Origin of the sequence: Brasilonema sp. UFV-L1 (assembly GCF_012912105.1) — a bacterium.
In the GTDB taxonomy this organism is placed as follows: domain Bacteria; phylum Cyanobacteriota; class Cyanobacteriia; order Cyanobacteriales; family Nostocaceae; genus Brasilonema.
Genome location: NZ_QMEA01000008.1, coordinates 57,262 through 73,445 on the forward strand (window position 1 = coordinate 57,262; position 16,184 = coordinate 73,445).

14 protein-coding genes are annotated in these 16,184 nt (G+C 42.6%); 7 read left to right on the forward strand and 7 right to left on the reverse strand.

All coding sequences use genetic code 11. The features are described from left to right. Positions 1-96 precede the first annotated feature (96 nt). From lnt to hemW, 4 genes are all read right to left on the reverse strand, one after another. Positions 97-1,860, reverse strand: coding sequence for an apolipoprotein N-acyltransferase (gene lnt, locus DP117_RS04580; RefSeq protein ID WP_169217150.1), 1,764 nt, complete (start codon positions 1,858-1,860; stop codon positions 97-99). Next, positions 1,841-4,423 carry a DNA topoisomerase (ATP-hydrolyzing) subunit A gene (gene gyrA, locus DP117_RS04585; RefSeq protein WP_169217151.1) on the reverse strand — a complete coding sequence of 861 codons (2,583 nt, stop codon included), beginning with the start codon at positions 4,421-4,423 and terminating at the stop codon, positions 1,841-1,843. The genes lnt and gyrA overlap by 20 nt, the downstream gene beginning before the upstream one ends. A gap of 196 nt (positions 4,424-4,619) precedes the next feature. Continuing rightward, positions 4,620-5,924 carry a chloride channel protein gene (locus tag DP117_RS04590; protein WP_169217152.1) on the reverse strand — a complete coding sequence of 435 codons (1,305 nt, stop codon included), beginning with the start codon at positions 5,922-5,924 and terminating at the stop codon, positions 4,620-4,622. A gap of 342 nt (positions 5,925-6,266) precedes the next feature. Further along, positions 6,267-7,451, reverse strand: a complete 1,185-nt coding sequence (gene hemW / locus DP117_RS04595) for a radical SAM family heme chaperone HemW (RefSeq protein WP_169217153.1) — start codon at positions 7,449-7,451, stop codon at positions 6,267-6,269. A gap of 253 nt (positions 7,452-7,704) precedes the next feature. Here hemW and DP117_RS04600 point away from each other — a divergent pair, with 253 nt between their 5' ends. The 6 genes from DP117_RS04600 (at position 7,705) to DP117_RS04625 (ending at position 12,820) form a co-directional block, all read left to right on the forward strand. Continuing rightward, positions 7,705-8,781 carry a PIN/TRAM domain-containing protein gene (locus DP117_RS04600; protein WP_169217181.1) on the forward strand — a complete coding sequence of 359 codons (1,077 nt, stop codon included), beginning with the start codon at positions 7,705-7,707 and terminating at the stop codon, positions 8,779-8,781. Positions 8,782-8,786: 5 nt separating this feature from the next. Continuing rightward, entirely contained in the window at positions 8,787-8,969 is a 183-nt protein-coding gene (locus tag DP117_RS04605) for a hypothetical protein (RefSeq protein WP_169217154.1), read from the forward strand. Positions 8,970-9,327: 358 nt separating this feature from the next. Next, the gene (locus DP117_RS04610; protein WP_169217182.1) at positions 9,328-10,119 is read left to right on the forward strand and encodes an HAD hydrolase-like protein; all 792 of its coding nucleotides are present in this window, start codon (positions 9,328-9,330) and stop codon (positions 10,117-10,119) included. A 259-nt stretch (positions 10,120-10,378) separates the two neighbouring features. Next, on the forward strand, positions 10,379-11,569 hold the full coding sequence (locus DP117_RS04615) for a DNA double-strand break repair nuclease NurA (protein ID WP_169217155.1): 1,191 nt from the start codon (positions 10,379-10,381) through the stop codon (positions 11,567-11,569). A 117-nt stretch (positions 11,570-11,686) separates the two neighbouring features. Then, on the forward strand, positions 11,687-12,196 hold the full coding sequence (locus DP117_RS04620) for a MarR family transcriptional regulator (RefSeq protein WP_169217183.1): 510 nt from the start codon (positions 11,687-11,689) through the stop codon (positions 12,194-12,196). 90 nt (positions 12,197-12,286) lie between these two features. Further along, a complete protein-coding gene (locus DP117_RS04625; RefSeq protein ID WP_169217156.1) occupies positions 12,287-12,820 on the forward strand; it encodes a hypothetical protein in 534 nt (177 codons plus the stop codon). A 32-nt stretch (positions 12,821-12,852) separates the two neighbouring features. Here DP117_RS04625 and DP117_RS35925 read toward each other — a convergent pair whose 3' ends face one another. Then, entirely contained in the window at positions 12,853-13,092 is a 240-nt protein-coding gene (locus DP117_RS35925; RefSeq protein ID WP_282440252.1) for an MGMT family protein, read from the reverse strand. Positions 13,093-13,291: 199 nt separating this feature from the next. On the opposite strand from DP117_RS35925, the gene DP117_RS04635 reads away from it, so the two are divergent. Next, positions 13,292-13,936, forward strand: a complete 645-nt coding sequence (locus tag DP117_RS04635) for a Uma2 family endonuclease (RefSeq protein ID WP_169217184.1) — start codon at positions 13,292-13,294, stop codon at positions 13,934-13,936. 139 nt (positions 13,937-14,075) lie between these two features. Here DP117_RS04635 and DP117_RS04640 read toward each other — a convergent pair whose 3' ends face one another. Next, complete coding sequence (locus tag DP117_RS04640) at positions 14,076-14,513, reverse strand: response regulator (protein WP_169217157.1); 438 nt, start codon at positions 14,511-14,513, stop codon at positions 14,076-14,078. Between the two features lie 370 nt (positions 14,514-14,883). Continuing rightward, positions 14,884-16,056 (reverse strand): molybdopterin-synthase adenylyltransferase MoeB, encoded by a 1,173-nt coding sequence (moeB, locus tag DP117_RS04645; RefSeq protein WP_169217158.1) that lies wholly within the window; start codon positions 16,054-16,056, stop codon positions 14,884-14,886. Positions 16,057-16,184: the final 128 nt, after the last annotated feature.

The following is a 16,184-nucleotide window of genomic DNA, read 5'->3' on the forward strand; positions in this document are numbered from 1 at the left end:
GTACTGACGAACAACACAGTCTTTTTGTACTGTGTTTTATCTTGGCTTTATTTTAAAATCTCTAGTTAACTAGAGAGTCAAGTAGAAATAAATTTCCTATCGGCGGTTACTCACCAACCATGCTAAAGTCCCCGTTCCCAACAATAACGGCGTCAACCAATCACCCCAACGCACGTATAAAGTTTGAGTTTGTCGTCGATAAATCGTTTCTGCATGTACTTCATACGTATTGTGTCCAGACATCCAGACTGTATCGCCGTGGGGATTGACAAAAGCTGAATATCCTGTATTGGTTGCCCGCACTGCCCATCTATCAGTTTCAATTGCTCGCATGATATCCTGTGCGTGATGCTGGGCTGGCATCGCTGCACTGTAATGGGCATCATTTGAAGGACTCAGGATAAATTGCCCACCCTCCGCCGCCTGACGGCGAAATTGCCCAGAAAAAGCAGATTCATAACAAATACCAACAATAGCGCGACCAAAAGGCGTGTCAAACACCTGATTTGGCGAACCAGGAACTTGATGTTCGTCCAAAGGCGATAAACGGCTAACGATACCACCTAAAATTGATTCAAACGGAACATATTCCCCAATAGGAACCATCTTTGCTTTGCCGTAGCGACTTTTTATTTCACCATCAAAAGCAACTGTAAATAAACTATTTGTATAGCTGCTTCCCTGTTTGTAAAAACCACCAATCCACGCAATTACACCTTTTTCCCGCACTGCTGCGACTAGAGAACTACGCATAATCTCATCCTGAAAGAAAGGCAAAGCGCCTTCTGGAGTCAGCACTGCATCTACACCTTTGTCTGCTAGTCTTAAATATCCAGCAGTGTAACCTTGAATAGCGCGACGAAAGCCTTCTGGATAAAGCTTGATTTCGTTAGGAACATTTCCTTGAACAATTCCTACTTTTAGTGCTGCTTCTGGTTGTTGAGCAAGAGGACGAGTGTATAAACTAAATCCAATAAGGTGAAGAGTGATGAATACTGCTACGGCGGTTGATAAATAAACGAAGCGCCCAGACGCAGAGGAAATCTTGGCGTTCTTGGCACGGCAGGTGCTACAACGGGGGGAACCCCCCGATAGCGCAGCGTGCCCGTAGGGCATAGCTTTGATCGGAGGAAACCTCCGCTCAAACTTCTCTTGGCAACGCACTGCCTCGTCTATGTCCTGCGGACACGCTGCGCTAAGGCGGTTTATTAAAGCTTCAGCAATCAAGCCATTTACCGCAACAATAGCCGCTGTCACCGCGCCAGGTCCAGAAAGTTGACCGAGGTGTAAAATTACAATATTATGCGGGCTTTGTGTGTAAGAAAGAGAACTCCACCACAGAGGGCCAGCGCTCCAAAGAGCTTCTAATCCGCACCACACAGCTGTGCCAATTAAGACACGAACAAACCCATTCTGGATAGAACGGGAAATCACGCGCATCCCTGTTGCCCAACTCGCAACTAATACAGCTCCCCAAAGGGTAATGAATATCCAGCAAAAAAGGGCGATCGCCAGACTTGCCAACCAAGGAACCCCCATCCAAGTCATGGGGTGAATACCGGTGATCCAGGATAGGGCAATACCGTGATATCCGATACCCCAGGCAAGGGCGGAGGAGGTAGAGAGGTGGGGAGGTAGGTTTTTACGTTGTGGAGAATCAGTAACGAATATCCAGAGGGGAGCAAGGGAGAACCATGCTAAGAACCATGCGCCAAAAGGTGCGACAGTTATCCCCATCAAAACTCCACTGAACAAGGAAATGATGATTGGGTTTCGCAAGACACGGAGAATTGTCTTAAGATATTCCCCTTGTCTTTTTGTCTGGTTGTCCCCTTGTCCTCTATTCTGCTTCTGCTGCATCTACACTATCGGAGGGAACTATTGCCACTCCGGTGATGACGTCATCTTCGTCTAGGCGTTGCACTCGCACTCCTGTTGCCGATCGCGATTGTACAGAAATTGCATTTGTCGCCTGACGTATAATGATACCGCGACTGGTGACCATCATAATTTCGTCGTCGCTGTTGACAATATGCAAGGTTGCTAGTTGGTCTTTGATTTTGCGATTTTTGAACTTAGTTGCTGTTAAACCTTGACCGGCACGATTTTGCAGACGAAACTGGGCAACTGGTACGCGCTTGCCGTATCCTCCCATTGTAATGACTAACACCCAAGGTCCTGTACTGCCGTTGCCTGGAACTTCGGTAGACTCTTCATTTTCAATCTCTTCTGTTTCGATTTCCTCGATTACGTCGGCTTCCTCTGTATTCAAAGTGGCAAGAATGGCGGCGGGGAGAATATCCATTCCTACCAGTTCATCTCCTTGTTTGAGTTTCATGGATTTGACTCCACGAGTTGCCCGACTCAGAGGACGCAGTTGTTCGTGATCGCATCTAAAGTGAATGGCTACACCCTGACGGGAACCAATGAGCACGCTGTCTTCGACTCTAGCGCGTCGCACCCAACGGAGTTGATCGCCTTCTTCTAAAGAAATGGCAATCAAGCCGTTAGCACGAATGCTGCTAAACGCTGCTAACTCGGTTTTTTTGATATTGCCACCTTTGGTGAGCATAACCAAATATTCATCACTGCTAAATTCCGCAACCGGAACAATTGAGGTGATTTTTTCCTCTTTGGGAATGGGCAACATTTGCACTATTGGTGTGCCGCGACTGGTACGGGAACTAATGGGGATTTGATACGCTTTTAGGCAGTAAACAACTCCTCGTTGGCTAAAAAATAGAACGCTGTCATGATCGCAGCAAGTCAAAAAATGCTCAACGCCATCATCCTCTTTCATCTTGGCTGCTGCTTTGCCTCTGGTTGCACGGCTTTGTGCTTCAAAGGTATTCACTGCCATCCGTTTGATGTAACCTTGCTCAGTCAGCAGAATCAGAACTTTTTCATTGGCAATTAGATCACGCTCATCAATTTCTCCTTCGAGAGGTGAAATGACTGTGCGCCTGGGTGTGGCGTGTTTCTCTTTGAGTTGCGTGACTTCGTTTTGAATGATTTCTAAAATCCGCTCTCGCCGTGCCAAAATATCCTGCAAGTTAGTAATTATTGCTTGTAATTCTTCGTGCTCATGGCGGATTTTATCTGCTTCTAGTGCTGTTAAACGCCGCAGTTGCATTTGCAATATTGCATCTGCTTGTGCTTCCGAAAGTCCGTAGGTTGTGATTAACTCGCCTTTGGCTGTCGGTGCATCAGGTGCATGGCGAATTAAGTTAATAATCTCATCCAGGTGCGCCAGGGCAATCAACAAGCCTTGGAGTATGTGATCTCGTTCTTCGGCTTTGCGCAGTTCGTAACGGGTGCGTCTGGTAATCGCTTCAACGCGAAAATCTAAGAAGACTTGCAAAAACTGCTTCAGGGTGAGTATCTGGGGTTCACCATTCACCAGCGCCAGCATATTTGCCCCGAAGTTCGCTTGCAAGGGCGTTTGCTTATACAGGTTGTTCAGTACAACCTTGGGATAAGCATCACGCTTGAGTTCTATAACAATTCGCATCCCATCGCGATCGCTCTCATCTCGAATATCGGCAATTCCCTCTATCCTTTTTTCGTTCACCATCTCGGCGATTTTTTCTATCAACGCCGCCTTGTTGGTTTGATAAGGCAATTCGGTGATGATAATGGCTTCTCTGTCGGGGCGTCCACGCTGTTCAATTGTTTCTATTGTCGCCACACCGCGCATTGTAATCGAACCGCGCCCAGTGGTATAAGCTTCTTTAATTGCTGCAGTCCCCAAAATCTGACTTCCTGTCGGAAAGTCAGGTCCGTGGATATACTGCATTAACTGCGTATCAGTTATTTCTGGATTTTGAATCAGTGCAACCAACCCATCAATCAATTCGCCCAAGTTATGAGGTGGTATGTTGGTTGCCATACCCACAGCGATACCAGAGGAACCATTAAGTAGTAACTGTGGGATACGTGCTGGCAAAACTGTTGGTTCTTGCTGCGAAGCGTCAAAGTTATCGATGAAATCGACTGTTTCCGATTCGATATCTTGTAGAAGAGAATCGCTAGTTAAAGCTTCCAAGCGGCATTCTGTGTATCGCATTGCCGCTGGTGGATCGTTATCTACTGAACCGAAGTTTCCATGTCCTGCGATTAGGGGAGCTCTCATGGAAAAATCCTGCGCCATCCGCACTAAAGCATCATAGACTGCTGTGTCGCCGTGGGGATGATATTTACCCAACACTTCACCCACCACACGAGCGCATTTACGAAAAGGGCGATCGGCACTCAACCCAAGTTCATGCATTGCGTAGAGAATGCGACGATGCACAGGTTTCAGACCATCCCTGGCGTCTGGTAGTGCCCTACCTACTATGACGCTCATTGCATATTCCAAATATGACCGGGACATTTCATTCCGCAGATCAGTAGGGATAATCCTCTCCTGAGAGGTTGTCATAACCCAAAAAACTCCAAAAATTGCAAAATTTAGCCTTTATACTGAGAAAAACGCAAAATTATTCCCAATTATTGCTGAATAACTGCTAGGATATGATACAATTCTAGCATATATTACTCTTTTCTGGGTTGTGTGGTGAGCAATGAGCGGTCATAGTAAATAGTTATTAAGCTCATAACTGCTAGCTGATAACTAGCTACTGATGACTGACGACTGTTTCTTGTCCAGACTTGAGTTGAGAAGCAATGAAGGGGACTTTAGGGGCAAGAAAAAATCCAATCAGACTGGCAAATAAGATTGGAGTCAAGGGACTAAAGTTTGTCAATTTTGACAGTAGCAAAGTCGTACTGATAGGTGTGCGTGTCACAGATGCATTGATAGCCGCCATCGTACAAATCATCGCAAGCGTGGGATTAAGTCCAGGAATGAAGGTTGCGACAGCTTTACCAACACAAGCACCAGTGAAAAATAACGGAATGATAAATCCACCGCGCCATCCACCAGCGACTGTTATGCTGATGGCAGCCATTTTAGATAAGGCAAGTATAAACAAGAAAACAATCGGAAAGCTTTGATTAACAACCTCATTCAACTCCTCATGTCCAAAATAACGAGTCAGAGGTAACACAGTTGCTAAAATCCCCAATCCCAACCCCGCGATGGTTGTGCGCAAATAAATTGGTCCAGGAATCAAGGCAAAAATTCGGTCAAATCCGCGAAAAATGCCCATAAAAATCCATCCTGCCACAACTCCCACAATCCCAAACATGATAGCTACAGCAAAATCATCCATGCTATCTAAGCGGTACTGAGGAAAATGCCAGGTTGGTGCAATTCCCAAGTGTGTAATAGCCGCAAAGACTAGATAACTCGCGCAACTCGAAACAATGGCTGGCATGAGGGCTTCGTAGTACTCGACAATATGCTGATGATGTAAAATTTCTAGAGCGAACATTGCACCACCAAGAGGTGCGCCAAACAAAGCAGTAAAGCCTGCAGCCATCGCTGCTAAACTCATAGATCTAAGATCTTCACCTCGGAGTCTTAAACGATCAGCAACCCAAGTGCCAAATGAACCTGTAACTTGAACAAGTGGTGCTTCTGGTCCAGCGCTGCCGCCAGCTGATATGCTAACTAGGGAAGCAAGAATCATTGAAGGATTTTTGTGAGCATTCAGACGTCCGCCCTGAAAATGGATGTTATCGACAATGACGCCAATTTCACCAGGATTACCAAGGAAATGAATCACTAGACCAATAGCCAAACCAGCTAATGGCATCATCAACACCAGACTCAAACCCTGAAATTTTTGCAATCCGTGAATCATCAGTTCCAAAATATTCCAGTACAGCCCAGCAAATAAACCACAAAAAGTTCCTACAACAGCCCAGCGTAAAACCCAGCGTGAAATCATGAAAGGATGACGTCTTGCTCGTCCAAAAAGTTGAGAAAATGTCCAACGTTGAGTTTGCTCTGTAGAAGGGCGCTTGTTTGGTAGCACTACTAATTTCCCTATATAAGTGAAACACAAGATACAAAATATTTTCTTTTTTTATGCTAATCTTCACTTATAGCTAATTTTTGACCATTTTTGAATTCAAAATTCGCTCATTCGCGAGCGTGAGAAAATCAAGAAGTTTTTTTTGAATTGATCAATAAGGGTACAAGCCCCTTCATTTATGAATGGAGACAGAAAAAGCGCAGCATCGTTGTTTCAAGCCCCCGGATTTATGAGCCAGTGCTGGGCTAGGGTTCCCCGACTTGAAGCACCTGGCGTCCGTGGGGTTCTTAATTTTGAATTTTGAATTTTGAATTTTGAATTTGAGCGAAGCGAGTGACAGGATTATTCTCCCAACTCCTTAAACAATTTTGCCAGCACGACATTAGAAAACAAAAACCCATCGGGATCGCTCAACCGCAGTCTTCCTTCCACGACTTCCACCCAACCTTTCTCAAAGTGTGGTTGTAAATACTCGTGAATCTTCTCCACTTTCTCCTCTCCAAACTGTTGGGCTAAAACCACCAAACTCACACCATCTGCTAAACGTAAACCTAGCATTAAGGTTTCCAACAAAACTTCATTCGCTGATGTGACTTCGCAATCAATCACACCACCATCTTGTACCCACTGATAATACTCTTTCGTTTTGCGCGGACGGGTGAAGCGTTTTCCTTCTACGTAACTCGCTGCACCCATACCAAAGCCATAATACGGACGATTTTCCCAATAAACTCGATTATGGCGACACTGATGTCCCGGCTGTGCATAGTTGGAAATTTCATAATGTTCGTAACCTGCACCAGTCAAAATTTTCTGTGCCATGCGGTACATTTTGACTGTGGTTTCATCTGTCGGCAAAGGTTGATCCCCGACTTTGTAGTAACGACCAAAAGCAGTTCCAGGCTCAATGGTGAGGTCATAAATTGATATATGCGTGGGTGCTATAGCAATTGCTTTTTCTAAAGACTCCTGCCATTTATCTAAAGTCTGATGCGGTAGCCCTGATATTAAGTCTATACTGAATTCGGGAATCCCCACCTGCCGAACTAAATCCACAGCAGCAAAAATATCAGAGACTGAATGCGATCGCCCACAAACTTGCAACAGATCTTCTTGAAACGATTGTATACCTAGACTTATCCGATTCACGCCTGCGCTGCGGTAACCTTGTAAGTGTACCAAATCAAATGTACCTGGGTCTATTTCCATTGAAATTTCTACCCCAGGAGATACACCAAACTGTTTGTCCAGCGCTTCTAATATCCGTTGGAGTTGTTCTGTAGAGAGAAGAGAAGGAGTCCCACCACCAAAGAAAATTGTTATTAATGGTTGACCAAAGGCTGGTGTGATCGCAATTTCTTGACATAGCATATTAACATATTGGGAGATAGTACCAGATGTTTCACCTCGCAAACGCTCCCCCACAACTGATACAGGGAAATCACAGTAAAAACATCGTCTTCTGCAAAAGGGAATATGAATATAAGCAGAACTTGGAATATCAGAAACAGAAACTTTTTGAATCATTTCTATAAAAAATTTAAATATCCTTGATACAATAACGAATTCATGAAAATGACTGTCTTATTTAGATTTTCTTATCGTTTTATAACAAAAAGATGAAAAAGATAAAGCATAAAACTCTTTGGTTATAATGATTGCAGATGTTGTCAAACTAAGCCATTAGTATGACTGTAAATGTTTTTCAATCTATCTAACCGAGGAAATAAAAAATACTTTGCTTTCTCGAATTACACAGTTGCAGGAAAATCATACAACGATGCTTGATGCCATTATTATTTTCTCATTCATTCTGGCGGGAGCGGGAATAGGTTACTACAGCACGAATCTATTGCCGACTGGGGCACTATCTAGAGTGTCTAACATGGAAGCTTTACGCCTGGTTGTCGCTGTTTTTGCCGCCATGTTTGGAGGTGCGGTTGGATTGAGTTTCCAAACCACATATCGGCGATTGGAGTCTCAAGTTAGAGAACTACCACTAGAAGTTATTTTAACTCGTGCCATTGGATTAGTGATTGGATTATTGGTAGCAAACTTAATGCTTGCTCCTCTATTTTTGCTACCAATCCCAGCAGATTTTAGTTTTATAAAACCGCTGGTCGCTGTTGTCGGTAGCATCATACTATCCTACACTGGTATGAATTTAGCAGATGCCCACGGGCGCGGATTATTAAGACTTATTAATCCCAACACCGTGGAGACATTGGTTGTGGAAGGAACTCTCAAACCTGCCAGCACCAAAGTTGTAGATACCAGTTGTATTATCGATGGTCGTATTGAAACACTGCTAGAAACTGGATTTCTAGAAGGGCAGATTATTATACCGCAGTTTGTCTTGCAAGAGTTGCAACAAGTAGCCGATGCGAGCAAAGACCAAAAGCGAGTTCGGGGAAGACGAGGACTAGAAATTCTTAACAGAATTCGGGCAGCATATCCTGAGCGTATCCTGATCAACCCAGTTGATTATGAGGATATTACCACAGTTGACGCTAAATTAGTGCGTTTTGTTCAAGAAATCAGCGGTACACTGCTGACTAATGACTACAACTTATCCAAAGTTGCTAGCGTTCAGAAAGTACCTGTCTTGAATGTTAACGATTTAGTGAACGCAGTGCGTCCTACCTATCTACCTGGTGACAATATTGACCTGAAGATTCTTAAAGAAGGAAAAGAACCTAGTCAAGGCATTGGCTATTTAGACGACGGTACAATGGTCGTCGTTGAAGAAGGTAGAAGTTATGTAGGAGGCGAACTTCGAGTTGTCGTCACAAGTGCTTTACAAACTTCCGCAGGAAGAATGATTTTCGCCAAACCTCAAGCTTCAGCTTTAGCATGAAGGCAATGGCACGTTCCAATCGAGTTAAACTTTGTGATCGGTGTAGCTTAACTGCACCGATTCTTTATCGGGTAAAGTACGAAGAAGAAGGTGATTGGGTTTTTGTTTGTCCTCAATGTTGGCAGCATGTGAGTCAGGAAAATCCTTTTTATACTTATGGCGGCACGTGGAAGGCAAAGAAAAAGTAGAGACGTTGTTGTGTATTTGATTCAAACGAAAATGGCTATAAAAAAAAGTAAATGGGGATATTCTGTGTTTTGCGTTCAGCCCAAGCTGAGTTCTTCTTAATCATTTCATCAATCTTAAATTTAGCGCTAATACCAATTCTGTACGACAGCTTGCCCGTAAAGTGCCATAGATGCGCTCAACTGTATGAGGAACGTAGACGCGGAGCGGCTTCCCGCAGGGTACCGCAAAGGGCGCATTAGCGTAGCGTGCCCGCAGGGCATAGGACACGAAGAAAGAAACAAAGAAGTCAAGAAAATTTGGCGCAGCCTCACAAAGAAATGGTATAAGCTGACAGCAGCAGTTTTCATCTTCAAAAAAATGACCGCAAGCACTCCTACAATTCTCGCGCTAGACTTTGATGGTGTCATTTGCGACGGATTAATCGAATATTTTGAAGTCGCCTGGCGGGCATACTGCCAAGTTTGGCTACCTGAGGACGAAACACCACAGAATAATTTAGCCTCAAAATTCTATCAGCTCAGACCTGTGATAGAAACAGGTTGGGAAATGCCTGTTTTAGTCAAAGCATTAGTAGAGGGAATTCCTGAAGAAAATATTCTTCTAGAATGGACAAAAATTGCCCAAGAACTTTTGTTAAAAGATAATCTGAAGGCTACAGAAATCGGCAAAACTCTAGATAAAATTCGGGATGAATGGATTGCCACAGATTTGGAGAGTTGGCTGAGTTTACATAAATTTTATCCTGGTGTGGTGGAGAAGATGAAAGCCACACTTGACAGCATAACTAAGCTGTACGTCATCACAACAAAAGAAGGACGTTTTGCACAGCAACTCTTGAAACAAGGAGGAGTCGATTTACCCCAAGAAGTCATTTTTGGTAAAGAAGTCAAGCGTCCCAAATACGAAATTCTGCGAGAATTAATTCAGAAAACGAATACAATACCAGATAGCGTCTGGTTTGTAGAAGACCGACTGAAAACATTACAGCTTGTTCAACAGCAACCAGATCTCAATGAGGTAAAATTATTTCTTGCAGATTGGGGTTACAATACTCCAATTGAAAAAGTAACCGCCCAAAATGATTCGCAAATTCAAGTCTTATCACTCCCTCAGTTTGCTAAAGATTTCTCTGAGTGGCTTTCTAAGTGAGTGGCAAAATGGGGCGATGGGGTGATAGGGAGAATAATAATTATTCACTCGTGACTCGTGACTCGTGACTCCTACAGCCTTCCTAAATAGGATGTAAACACCTTCTTCCTCTTCTCTTTCTTTTCTTTGCGCTCTTTGCGTCTTAGCGGTACCCTGCGGGAAGCCGCTCCGCGTCTACGTTTTTTTTATTTTTTGTTCACGATCTATCTAGGATTGCTATAACTCCTAACTCCTAACTCCTGACTCCTAACTCCTGACTATGCTTGACCTTACTAAATTAGCAAAACAAATGCAAGGTTTGAGTCAACATCTAACGCAAGAGGCTGCTGCTAGTCGCCAGCGTTTAGAATTAGCTCAACAACATTTTCAAAATGCTTTAAAGTGTCAGAACGAGTTAGTACAGCGACAGGAAAAATGGCGCGATCGCATCCTGTTTGCTAATGCGACTCCTCTAGAACCACTCAACACCTGTATTGATATTCCAATTCCTCCTAAAATACATACCGTCATCGCCACCGATGGTTCTCAAATATCCCCCAGTCATCACGAAATTGCTTACTGTTATCTTCTCAATATCGGTAGAGTTGTCTTACATTATGGACAAAACCGTTATCCAGTTCTAGATAGTTTGCCGGAGATATTTTATCGCCCTGAGGATTTATATTTTTCTCGCAAATGGGGTATCCGTACTGAAGAATGGATGAGTTTTTGCCGCACAGCAAGTGAAGCAACAGTGCTGGCAGAATTGGCATGCGGTGTAAAAGAGGACAAGGGAACAGAAGAGGTTCCGATGTTGGCGATGGTGGATGGTTCTTTGATTTACTGGTTTTTGGAACAATTACCCTCACAAGCACGCGATCGCATTCTACCTCCCATCTTGGAAGCTTGGCAAAAGTTGTGTGATGCTCAAATTCCCCTGATAGGTTATCTTAGTGCTTCTCGTAACGTTGAAGGAATCAACTTTTTACGTCTTTTAGCTTGTCCTCACAAGGTACCAGATTGTGCAAGCTTTTGTCCAAATCAACTAGAAAAAGTTCCTTGCAAAGTTTTTGAACCGTTACGAGATACAACTGTTTTGTCCACCCTACTCAAACCAGGACAACGCAGTTGTTTATGGCGCAGCAATGTTCGTATCCTTGATTTGTACCAAAATCAGCAAATTTACTTTTGTTATGTGCATGTCGGTACCGAAATTGCCCGGATAGAAGTTCCATCTTGGGTGGCTCAAAATATAACAATGTTTGACCAAGCACTGGGACTGATGTTAGCACAAGTGCAGAAAGGATATGGGTATCCAGTGGCGATCGCCGAAGCGCACAATCAAGCAGTAGTACGTGGTGGAGACAAAACGCGATTCTTTGCCATCCTTGAAAGAGAAATGATTAAAGCCGGTATAAAAAATGTCGGAACTTCTTACAAAGAAGCAAAAAAGCGTGGCAGCATAGCTTAATCTATACCATACCATTTTGAAGCTTTGCGCAATCACTCTTGAGGGCGATCGCCAAAAATCAGTCAGTTAATTTAAGCTACCTTATAATAAGGTTATTAACCAAACTCCTTTTTGATTGTGCTCATACTGCGTCCCTTCGTTGATAAACAAGCAATACTGGATTTTGCCAAGTGCTATCCAGAGTTAGACATTGCTGCAGTCGAAACTTGTTTAGCTTTTCTACACACCACGGCTGACGTTTATCAAGCCCTAGACGCTCATTTTGCCCGATATGGTCTTTCAAAGGGGAAATTTACTCTGTTAATGCAATTATTTCTAGCTAACGAGAAAGGATTAACGCCTTCTGAATGTGCTGAACGAGCGAGTGTTACAAAAGCAACAATCACAGGACTCCTTGACGGACTGGAACGAGATGGATTAGTCAAACGCTTTCCTGACTCACAAGACAGGCGAATGCTGCGTTTGCAATTAACACAACAAGGACGAGACTTGCTTTCTCAAATGCTTCCAGACCATTTTTGCCGCACCACCAACTTAATGGCAAATCTTACTAATAGTGAAAAAAAGACACTCATCAAACTTTTAAATAAAGTCAGCGCTGGAACTTCAGCAATGCTTGACCCTTAAAAAAAGACTTGTCGAGAAATATCAGCTAGTGTAAGATTTTGATTAGGAAGCTAACTATATGCCGCCTAATCAAACTTTGCAAAAACTCATATGAACAAGCTAAGCGTCAAGCAAAAGAACTGGTTGCTAACGTTTCATGTCGCCTTTGGAGGAATTTGGTTTGGTACTGCTTTATGCATGATTGCTATTGCTTTGAGTAACCAAAATACTCTCAACGGTGATGAACTGTACGCTGTCAATGGGGTTATGAAATTACTGGATGACTTTGTGATTATTCCTTCTGCCATTCTATCGTTGATGACTGGTGGATTACTTTGCTGGCTGACGATTTGGGGATTTTTCAAACACTACTGGGTGATCGTCAAGTGGATAGCAACCGTAACACTCATTGTTACTGGTACAATTTGGCTTGGTCCTTGGACAAATGCAATAACTGCTATCTCTGACGCACAAAGGTTACAAGCACTGCAAAATCCACTGTATGTGTTTGACCAAAAAGCCGTAGTTGTGGGTGCGATTATTCAGACTTTATGTGTTTTGGTCATTATTGGTATTTCTGTTCTCAAGCCTTGGGGAAGGCGAAAACTTAAGGTACAGAGTGAAACGCCTGTTACTAATAGTTAAATTTTCTTGTCATTTAGTCCGGCGTAAAAAAATCAGACACCATGCTTTTTATTCGCCTCTTGTGCAAGTAATTTCTGTTTGCGTTCAAGTCCCCAGTGATAGCCGCCAAGATGACCATCCGTTCGCAGGACACGGTGACATGGTACAATAAGAGCTATTGGATTAGCACCACAAGCACTACCTACAGCGCGGACTGCCTGAGGCTTACCAATTTCACAGGCGATATCAGCATAAGTGCGCGTTTCTCCATAAGGAATATTCTGTAATTTCATTATATCTCGTTTAAGATACATCTCTCATGATTAAAGGCTTTTACTGATACTAGGTTAGGCGTATACACAAGCTACGTTCTACCCGATTATTGCGATTAATATTTAAGCTTCTATAGCAATCGTATTTGATTTGTGAGAATTGAAAGCCACAGATTCCCGACTGTGTTACGGTAATGATGTACCGCAAATAGCGCAGAATATGGTACGCAGCTTAAAAGAACTCATAGAAGAATCAGAACTGGTACATCTAGATGATCCAGAGGAAAGATTTACCATTAGCGGCGTAAGTTGGGAAATTTATGAGGCACTGCTAGCCAAACTGGAGGATAATTCCCATTATCGTATTACCTACTTGGATGGGGTATTAGAAATTGTGTCGCCGTCAATTAGACATGAAAAAGTGAAAAAAAATCTAGCTATGTTGCTAGAGCATTATATGTACATAAAGCGCATTAATTGTATTCCTATGGGAAGCACGACTTTTAGAAATAAAGCTAAAAAAGCTGGTGCTGAACCAGATGAGTGTTACTGCATAAAAGAAGAAAAAAGCATTCCAGATATTGCTATCGAAGTAAATATCACAAGCGGTAATATAGATAAGCTAGAGACTTATCGGCGACTTGGTGTAAAGGAAGTTTGGATGTGGCAAACTAATGGACTCAATTTATATTATTTGCGAGAAGAAACACCCAAGCAATTTATAGATACCTATGGGTACGAGCGCATTGATACAAGTGAACTGTTGCCAGAGTTAGACATATCATTGCTCTCTCGATGCGCTTTAATGACAAGTTCACTTGAGTGTATCGACGAATTTGAGCAAGGCTTAAAAAACAATAAGTGAAACGTTATCATCTATTATCATAGTTTTTTCAGGCAACATGGACAAGACACCTCGTCGCTACCGCTTTCATTCAACACTCTACCAGCAGCCAAACCGCTTCTATCTAGTAACCTCACTCATACAGTTCAACTCATGAAATTCAATGATTTTTAGTCATAAGATTCGTGATTTCTGCAGCTAACTCATCAGGTTCAGTCGGTTTTATCAAGTAGGATTGAAATCCAGACTTGAGAGCAAGGTAGCAACCTTCTTCTGAATCTATAGCTGTTAGTGCAATAGCTGGAATCTCATTTTGTGGAGGTTCGAGTGTTCTGATTCTACGAATTAACGAATATCCGTCTACTTCCGGCATAGCAATGTCAATAATTAAAATATCTGGTATAAATTGTTTTATAAGTTCAAGAGCTTCTAAGGCAGATGTTGCCGTTATTGTTTGAACACCGTAAGTATTAAGAATAAAAGTAGTTAATACAAGGCTATCAGTATCATCATCTACTACAAGTATCTGTAAACCATCTAAGGTTTGAAATTTTTCTGTATCATTCTTAAGATGACGATTTTCAGGAAGATTTGACATGCTAACATTAGCCTCCTTAGTTGCTTGCTCAATTAAAGAGGAAGTCCTGCTGGGAGCTAGCTGCTAACTAGCTGCCTAGTGGGCATATTTGAGTTTTGCTTGTTAATTAAATTAAATCAAGTTTCTCTAACTTTAATTTTATTTACTTTAACAGTTACCAGTTATCAGTTATCAGTTACCAGTTATTACTGTTCATTGTTTACTGTTTACTGTTTACTGTGTACTGTGTACTGTTTTAAAAACCTGACAAAGCAGAGTATTTCTTAAAAAGAGAAATAGAACATCTATCTGCGGAAGGAAAATCTGCTTAGTCAGGCTGAACTAAAGATATTTTGCGTTACTTACAGATGAAATTTATTTGCAGTTCATCCTAATACGTTGGGACAGACGGATCGATTTCCTTACTCCAAGCAAGAATTCCACCCTTGACATTTGTACCATCAACTCCTGCTTCCTTGAGAATGCCGAGGGCTTTTGCAGAACGCATCCCCGATTTACAATGAGCAATCAGGCGATGACCATTGAGTAATTCCTTTACCTTAGTAACGCCTTGACCATTTTCAATTTCCGACAAAGGTATCAAAACAGAACCAGGAATTTTGGCAATTTCATACTCATGTGGGTTGCGGACATCCAGCAGCACAAAATCATTCGTACCACTATCCAGCAATTGCTTCAACTCATTCACTGTTATTTCTGACGTTTCCATCTGCTGTTTCTCCTCTTGTGCTTTAGCTTGTGGGATACCGCAGAATTGTTCGTAGTCTATCAACTTTTCTATGACTGGACGAACTGGGTTCGGACGCAGCTTTAATTCTCGGAACTTCATGTTCAACGCATCGTAAAGCAGCAAGCGTCCACTTAAAGTTGTACCTTTACCAATTATAATTTTGACAGTTTCCGTTGCTTGGATAACACCAATAATTCCTGGCAAAATTCCCAAGACACCACCTTCTGCACAAGAAGGAACCATTCCTGGTGGTGGTGGTTCGGGATAAAGATCACGATAATTCGGTCCACCTTCGTAGTTAAAGACTGTCGCTTGTCCTTCAAAACGGAATATGGAACCGTAGACGTTGGGCTTGTTCAGCAACACACAAGCATCGTTGACTAGATAACGAGTGGGGAAGTTATCGGTACCATCAACTACGACATCGTAAGGTCTTAGAATATCAAGGGCGTTTTCTGAAGTCAGGCGAGTTTCGTATAAGTCAATCTGACAATACGGATTAATCTCTAGAATTCGATTCTTTGCAGATTCAATTTTCGGTTTACCAACCCAAGATGTACCGTGAATGACTTGGCGTTGCAAGTTGGAAGTATCAACAACATCAAAATCAACAATACCGATGCGTCCAATACCCGCAGCAGCCAAATACAAAAGCAGAGGTGAACCAAGTCCACCTGTACCGATACACAGCACACTGGCAGCTTTCAGGCGTTTTTGTCCCTCCAACCCGACTTCCGGTAAAATCAAGTGGCGGGAGTAACGTTCGTAATCATCTTTTGTGAGCTGGATTTCATCCAGATTCGGATTGAGCATAGCACTTTGATGAGGAAGAGCGGACTTGACAACTCAAAATGTGACAAGCATTTTAGCTGCTTAATATATTGCATTTCTATATGCAAGACAGCTTATTAATAGTATCCAAAAACGAGGTGTCTCTAGAA

Bases quoted from the DNA above. Each gene is read 5' to 3' on its own strand.
- lnt (WP_169217150.1), bottom strand. From the start codon at position 1,860: ATGCAGCAGAAGCAGAATAGAGGACAAGGGGACAACCAGACAAAAAGA.
- gyrA (WP_169217151.1), bottom strand. From the start codon at position 4,423: ATGACAACCTCTCAGGAGAGGATTATCCCTACTGATCTGCGGAATGAA.
- hemW (WP_169217153.1), bottom strand. From the start codon at position 7,451: ATGATTCAAAAAGTTTCTGTTTCTGATATTCCAAGTTCTGCTTATATT.
- DP117_RS04600 (WP_169217181.1), top strand. From the start codon at position 7,705: ATGCTTGATGCCATTATTATTTTCTCATTCATTCTGGCGGGAGCGGGA.
- DP117_RS04605 (WP_169217154.1), top strand. From the start codon at position 8,787: ATGGCACGTTCCAATCGAGTTAAACTTTGTGATCGGTGTAGCTTAACT.
- DP117_RS04610 (WP_169217182.1), top strand. From the start codon at position 9,328: ATGACCGCAAGCACTCCTACAATTCTCGCGCTAGACTTTGATGGTGTC.
- DP117_RS04615 (WP_169217155.1), top strand. From the start codon at position 10,379: ATGCTTGACCTTACTAAATTAGCAAAACAAATGCAAGGTTTGAGTCAA.
- DP117_RS04625 (WP_169217156.1), top strand. From the start codon at position 12,287: ATGAACAAGCTAAGCGTCAAGCAAAAGAACTGGTTGCTAACGTTTCAT.
- DP117_RS35925 (WP_282440252.1), bottom strand. From the start codon at position 13,092: ATGAAATTACAGAATATTCCTTATGGAGAAACGCGCACTTATGCTGAT.
- DP117_RS04635 (WP_169217184.1), top strand. From the start codon at position 13,292: ATGGTACGCAGCTTAAAAGAACTCATAGAAGAATCAGAACTGGTACAT.
- DP117_RS04640 (WP_169217157.1), bottom strand. From the start codon at position 14,513: ATGTCAAATCTTCCTGAAAATCGTCATCTTAAGAATGATACAGAAAAA.
- moeB (WP_169217158.1), bottom strand. From the start codon at position 16,056: ATGCTCAATCCGAATCTGGATGAAATCCAGCTCACAAAAGATGATTAC.